Origin of the sequence: Herbaspirillum sp. B65, assembly GCF_000333555.1 — a bacterium.
In the GTDB taxonomy this organism is placed as follows: Bacteria; Pseudomonadota; Gammaproteobacteria; order Burkholderiales; family Burkholderiaceae_D; genus Herbaspirillum; species Herbaspirillum rubrisubalbicans.
On the sequence record NZ_BADI01000429.1, the window covers coordinates 1 to 5,193 of the forward strand.

General features: G+C 63.2%; 7 protein-coding genes. 2 read left to right on the forward strand and 5 right to left on the reverse strand.

All coding sequences use genetic code 11. From position 1 onward, the window contains the following. From I5W_RS10230 to tsaB, 4 genes are all read right to left on the reverse strand, one after another. Positions 1–587, reverse strand: a 587-nt coding sequence (locus tag I5W_RS10230) for a DUF1853 family protein (protein WP_044529136.1), incomplete at its 3' end; no start/stop codon positions are given. 11 nt (positions 588–598) lie between these two features. Next, positions 599–1,603 (reverse strand): uracil-DNA glycosylase, encoded by a 1,005-nt coding sequence (locus tag I5W_RS10235; RefSeq protein WP_044529137.1) that lies wholly within the window; start codon positions 1,601–1,603, stop codon positions 599–601. Beyond that, positions 1,600–2,094 carry a ribosomal protein S18-alanine N-acetyltransferase gene (rimI, locus tag I5W_RS10240; RefSeq protein WP_044529138.1) on the reverse strand — a complete coding sequence of 165 codons (495 nt, stop codon included), beginning with the start codon at positions 2,092–2,094 and terminating at the stop codon, positions 1,600–1,602. The genes I5W_RS10235 and rimI overlap by 4 nt, the downstream gene beginning before the upstream one ends. Continuing rightward, a complete protein-coding gene (gene tsaB, locus I5W_RS10245) occupies positions 2,091–2,810 on the reverse strand; it encodes a tRNA (adenosine(37)-N6)-threonylcarbamoyltransferase complex dimerization subunit type 1 TsaB (protein ID WP_017451029.1) in 720 nt (239 codons plus the stop codon). Before tsaB ends, rimI begins: the two co-directional genes overlap by 4 nt. 111 nt (positions 2,811–2,921) lie before the next feature. Between tsaB and I5W_RS10250 the strand changes: the two genes are divergently transcribed. Further along, the gene (locus I5W_RS10250; protein ID WP_044529139.1) at positions 2,922–3,350 is read left to right on the forward strand and encodes a thioredoxin family protein; all 429 of its coding nucleotides are present in this window, start codon (positions 2,922–2,924) and stop codon (positions 3,348–3,350) included. 18 nt (positions 3,351–3,368) lie between these two features. On the opposite strand, the gene I5W_RS10255 is transcribed toward I5W_RS10250, so the two are convergent. Then, positions 3,369–4,280 (reverse strand): LysR family transcriptional regulator, encoded by a 912-nt coding sequence (locus I5W_RS10255; protein ID WP_044529140.1) that lies wholly within the window; start codon positions 4,278–4,280, stop codon positions 3,369–3,371. A gap of 250 nt (positions 4,281–4,530) precedes the next feature. On the opposite strand from I5W_RS10255, the gene I5W_RS10260 reads away from it, so the two are divergent. Continuing rightward, a complete protein-coding gene (locus I5W_RS10260; protein WP_017451026.1) occupies positions 4,531–4,809 on the forward strand; it encodes a DUF4148 domain-containing protein in 279 nt (92 codons plus the stop codon). Positions 4,810–5,193 lie beyond the last annotated feature (384 nt).

The following is a 5,193-nucleotide window of genomic DNA, read 5'->3' on the forward strand; positions in this document are numbered from 1 at the left end:
GCGGCCGGGTGGGAGGAGAGCAGCAACTGATGCTGCATGATCTTGCGCATCTTGCGCCCCAGCGAATCAGCCAGGTTAGGACGNACGAAGGCGTCTGCGGCCTGCCGGGCAGCACTGTCGCGCCCCTGCAGGAGATAGAACTTGGTGGCAAATTCCCAATGCACCACGCCACCATCACTCTCGGCCTCGGGTGAGCGCAGCAAAAAATCGAATTCGCCCAACGTCTCGCGTTTAGGGCCTTGGGTGTGCACCTGCAGGTTGGCGGCCACCAGGCAATCTTGCTGGCGCAGGTAGAAGCCGAGCAGTTTTTCGGCATACCGCCCCAGCCGAGCCGAGGGCTGCTGCGCCATGTGGGCGTGCAGCGCCGCGTTCAGCACAGGATCGTATTGCAGGTCATGCAGCCAGCCTGCGACTTCCGGCGAGAGCACCCCCAGGCTGGCGATGCGGCCTTCCCAGCAGGCCGCCTCCGGCGCCAGCAGGTCCGGCGCATACAGCAGCCAGGCCAGGGCGCGCACATGCGGGTCGCGCAGTTCGGGCCAGCGCTGGTGAAAGCGCATCTGATGCGCATGAAAGCCCGGACCCAGCATCGCCTGTGGCCTCAGCGCGCCTGCGCCTGGTAGGTGCTCATGGCCAGGCACAGGTCGGCCCAGGCCTTGCTCTTGTCATTGAGCGTGCGCAGCAGGTAGGCCGGATGGTAGGTCACCACCAGCGGTAATTCCTGGTAGCGATGCACGGTGCCGCGCAGGCGCGAGACCGGCGTGGTCGGCTCCATCCCCAGCAGGGAAATGGCGGCCGTCTTGCCCAGCGCCACCAGCACGGTCGGCTGGATCAGCTCGATCTGGCGCTGCAGGTAAGGCAGGCAGGACGCCACTTCCTGCGGCGAAGGAGGACGGTCGCGTCCATTATCGTCGGTGGGGCGGCATTTGACGATGTTGGCGATGTAGGCGTTCTCGCCACGCTTGACGCCCATGGACAGCAGCATGTTGTCCAGCAGCTTGCCGGCCGGGCCGACGAAGGGCTCGCCCTGCTGATCCTCGTTACGACCCGGGCCTTCGCCGATGAAGAGCCATTTGGCCTTTTCATCGCCTACGCCAAAGACGGTATTCTTGCGCCCCTGACACAGGCCGCAACGACGGCAGTCGGCGACCTGCTGCTTCAACTGCGGCCAGTCCATGGTCTTGATCCTGGCGATCAGCGGATCGATGGCCGGCGCGTCTTCGTCATCCTCGCCATCGGGAATGAGCATGGGCTCCATCGACGCGGCGAAGTCCATTTCATCCAGCCACGAAGGAGGACCACCTGCGTGCGCTTCGTCGATCGGGGCGCGAGGACGTGCGGGTACAGCAGATGGCTTGGCGGCAGGCTGGGCGTTCACCGCAGGCTTGACCGGCACATCCTCGGCAGGAGCAACCGGATCAACGACCTTGGACTGCACTACTTCAACGTCAGGCGCTGGCGCGGCTGGCGGCGACGCCTGTGGTGCCACTGCCTGGGCTTCTTCCACGGCCAGTTCGCGCCGCACCCATACCGGGCCGATGCCCAGTGCATCCAGCAGGGCCAGCGAGGAGCCGAAGCCGGGATCCTGTTTCAATTCTTCACTCATAAGGACAGGCTCATGACGATAGCCCCTTCACGGGTCTGGTTGGCGGCGGGATAGTAATTCTTGCGCCGGCCGATTTCGGTAAAGCCATAGTGGCGATAGACCTTGGCAGCATGTAGGTTCGATTCGCGCACTTCCAGCAGCATCATGCGCATCTGGTGCTGGCGCGCCACTGCCGTGGCCCGGTCCAGCAGCAGGCGTCCCAGCCCCTGGTGCTGATGGGCCGCCGCCACGCTGATATTGAGCAGGTGCGCTTCATCGACGGCCAGCATCACCAGGAAATAACCCAGCAACTGCCCCCGGGCATCGCGCAGAGTCTGCGCCTGGTAGCCGCTGTAGAGCGAATCCTGGAAATTGCCCCGGGTCCAGGGATGTGAATAGACCGCATCTTCGATCTGCACCACCGCATCCAGGTCAGCCGCGCTCATGCCCCCGAACTGCAAGATGCCATAGCGAGGATGCGATACCGTCGGCGGCAACTCCACCGCACTCATGCGGCGCCCTTCGCAGCATCGCGCTCTTCGCGCTCGGCCGTGGTCAGGGCCACCTTGTTGCGCAGGTAGAGCGGCTGCGCCTCTTCTGCCGGCAAGGCCAGGCCGCGCGCAAAATGCACCTGGCCCAGCGTGGCCACATGGCGCGCATGGGGCATGGCCTGCGGGTAGACGGCGGCAAACTGGCTGCCACAGAAAGACTCAGTGAAATGCTCCGCATAGACCGCCAAGCCATTGCCACAGGCATAGGGCCGGCCGTCGATGGTCACCTGGGCGGCCGGCGACAAGGCCGGTTCGGCCAGCACCTCCCAGCCACCGTCGAGGCGGGCGCGATAACGCGCCCAATAGACTTCCCCCATGCGCGCATCGAGGATGGCTAGTACCTCAGCCGCACTTGCCTGCTCGGCACGACAAGCCTGGGCGGCGGCTTCCAGCGTCACCACCGGCACCACCGGCCGGTCGCAGCCGAAGGCCAGCCCCTGTACCACGCCGCAGGCGGTGCGCACGCCGGTAAAGGAGCCGGGCCCCACGCCGAAGGCCAGGGCGTCGCATTGCGACAGCGCCAGGCCGGCATCGGCCAGCAAGTGCTGGATCATGGGAAGAATCGCATCGGAGTGAGTCTGGGCACCCGCAGACTGGCGCGCAATCAGTTCGCCCCGGTAGAGCAAGGCCGCCGAGGCCAGCTCGGTGGAGGTTTCAATGGCAAGAATCGTGGACATCCCGCTATTTTACCGTGCCAGGCACAATTGTTCGGTTCGTTGACGGCAATCATGAGTCTTTGTGCGGCAGCGCAAAACCAGGACGCATGAAGCGAGTAAAATAAGCGCGCCATGTCCTACCAGAAACTAGACCAGACCAACCGCCGCCAACTCGCCGAGGCGCTTCGCAACGACACCTGGGTCGTGGCTTGCCTGTGCGCGAACTGGTGCGGCAGCTGCCGCGAATATGAAGCCGCCTTCCAGGCCTGGGCGGCGCGCTACCCGCAACATCATTTCGCCTGGATCGATATCGAAGACCAGGCCGACCTGGTCGGTGATCTCGACATCGACAATTTCCCCACCCTGCTCATCGAACGCGGCGCCACCGTCGCCTTCTTCGGCCCCATGGAACCCGATACCCGCCTGGCCGAACGCATCCTGCTGGCGCAAGTCGACAAGAGCGACGCCGAACTGCAAAGCGAAGCCAGCAGCTCTGCCGAGCGCCGCAGTTGGCAGCAGGACAGCAACCTGCTGGACAAGCTGGCCGACGTCATCGGCTGACCCTCGCGCTGGCCGGCCTCAGGTCAGCCAGGGATCGGTCTCCGGATGCGGAAAACGGGCGCTGACGAAATCGGCGAAGCTGCGCACCTTGGCCGACAACAGTCGTCGGCTCGGATAGACCATGGAAATGACCACCTGGCCCATATCGAAGCCCGGCAGCACCTGCACCAGCTTACCGCAGCGCAGGTCATCGCCCAGCGAATAGGAAGGCCGCAGCACGATGCCCATGCCGGCCAGCGCCAGGTCGCGCAGCAACACGCCGCTATTGGAAACCACCTTGCTGACGATGGGCACGTCCATCACCCCCGCCGCAGTATTGACGTGCCAGTGATGACGCAGATATTCATGGGAGAAGTTCAGGCAGCTATGGCGCGACAGGTCTTCTGGCTGCTCCGGCGCACCATGACGCGCCAGATAGGCGGGCGAGGCGCACAGGATCACCCGGGCCACGCCCAACTGGCGCACGATCATGCTGGCATCGAACTTTTGCATACTGCTGAAAAAGCCGATGTCGATGCCCTCTTCCACCAGATCGATGGAACGATCAGACAAGTTGATGTCCAGCGCCACCTCGGGATAGGTCTCGGCATACGCGGCCAGCATCTCGCCCAGTTGCGACTGGCCGAAACCGGCATTGGAATAGATGGCCAAGGTACCGGCCGGCCGCTTGGTCTCCAGCGACACCAGGGCTTCGGCATCATCGACCTCGGCCAGGATCATGCGCACCCGCTCCAGGTAAGCCTGCCCGGCCTCGGTCAGCGACAGACGCCGGGTGGAGCGATTGAGCAGCCGCGTACCCAGGTGCGCCTCCAGATCGGCGATGAAACGGGTCGCCACGGCATTGGAAATGTCCAGCAACTCGGCTGCCCGCACGAAACTGCCCTGCTCCACCACCTTGGCAAACACCCGCATTGATTGCAAGCGATCCATTTTTCAAGCCCCTGATTGTTCCATAAAGAGAAATAGTCAATTCCGATTAGACCCATTTCTCTTTGTCTTCGCAATATTTACACTTCTTCCATCGGTTGGCGCCATGCAACACAACCCTGCCGACCGACTTCGCCAGATCGCCCACGAGTGAGCTTTCCCACCAGGAGAGCGCTTTGCAGTCCACTTTTCAAGCCTTACTCGCCGGCATCCGGGGAAGCCCGATCCACCACTGACCCAAAGAGGATTCATCATGAACATCAAGAATATCGTCGTTGCCGCCTCCCTGCTAGCCGCTGCTGGCGCCGCCATGGCCGAAGCCCCGTATCCGCCGCAAACCCCGTTCCACTCGACCCAGACCCGTGCTGACGTCAAGGCAGAACTGCAACGCGCCCAAGCCAACCACGAGATCGCCCTGCGCAATGAGTACCCGCTGGTGCGCCAGGCCCCCTCCAAGTTGAGCCGCCAGGATGTCCAGAACCAACTGCAGCAAGCCAATCGCGCAGCACAAAGCCTGTACACCGGCGCCTGATCTGTCCCATCCTGTCGGTTGATGCATTGACCGATGTCGCACAGGCAGTGTTCCGCCTCGGCGCATCCCCCGCGTTGTACATGAATGAACGCGAACGTATGCTGACCGCACGCGTCTGAACCGCCGCACCGCAGTTCCAAGCAGTACCGTTGTTTCACCGTACCGCAGCACCACCTGCCATGCCGCCACTCATCAACGGGCGCATGACAGTTGGTGCCCCAGCCTTCAGCTTCCCTCCTCACTCCCTGCACTTTCCTTCATGGCTCCCGTTTTTTGCCGCATGGACTTCGCATTCCAGTGTCACAAGCCTGCCAAATCATGCACGCACGAGCCCCAGGATGCTCATTTCCGACGGTCAATGGCGGGTAAGGCGATTTCGGGATC

Bases quoted from the DNA above. Each gene is read 5' to 3' on its own strand.
- I5W_RS10255 (WP_044529140.1), bottom strand. From the start codon at position 4,280: ATGGATCGCTTGCAATCAATGCGGGTGTTTGCCAAGGTGGTGGAGCAG.
- I5W_RS10250 (WP_044529139.1), top strand. From the start codon at position 2,922: ATGTCCTACCAGAAACTAGACCAGACCAACCGCCGCCAACTCGCCGAG.
- rimI (WP_044529138.1), bottom strand. From the start codon at position 2,094: ATGAGTGCGGTGGAGTTGCCGCCGACGGTATCGCATCCTCGCTATGGC.
- I5W_RS10260 (WP_017451026.1), top strand. From the start codon at position 4,531: ATGAACATCAAGAATATCGTCGTTGCCGCCTCCCTGCTAGCCGCTGCT.
- I5W_RS10235 (WP_044529137.1), bottom strand. From the start codon at position 1,603: ATGAGTGAAGAATTGAAACAGGATCCCGGCTTCGGCTCCTCGCTGGCC.
- tsaB (WP_017451029.1), bottom strand. From the start codon at position 2,810: ATGTCCACGATTCTTGCCATTGAAACCTCCACCGAGCTGGCCTCGGCG.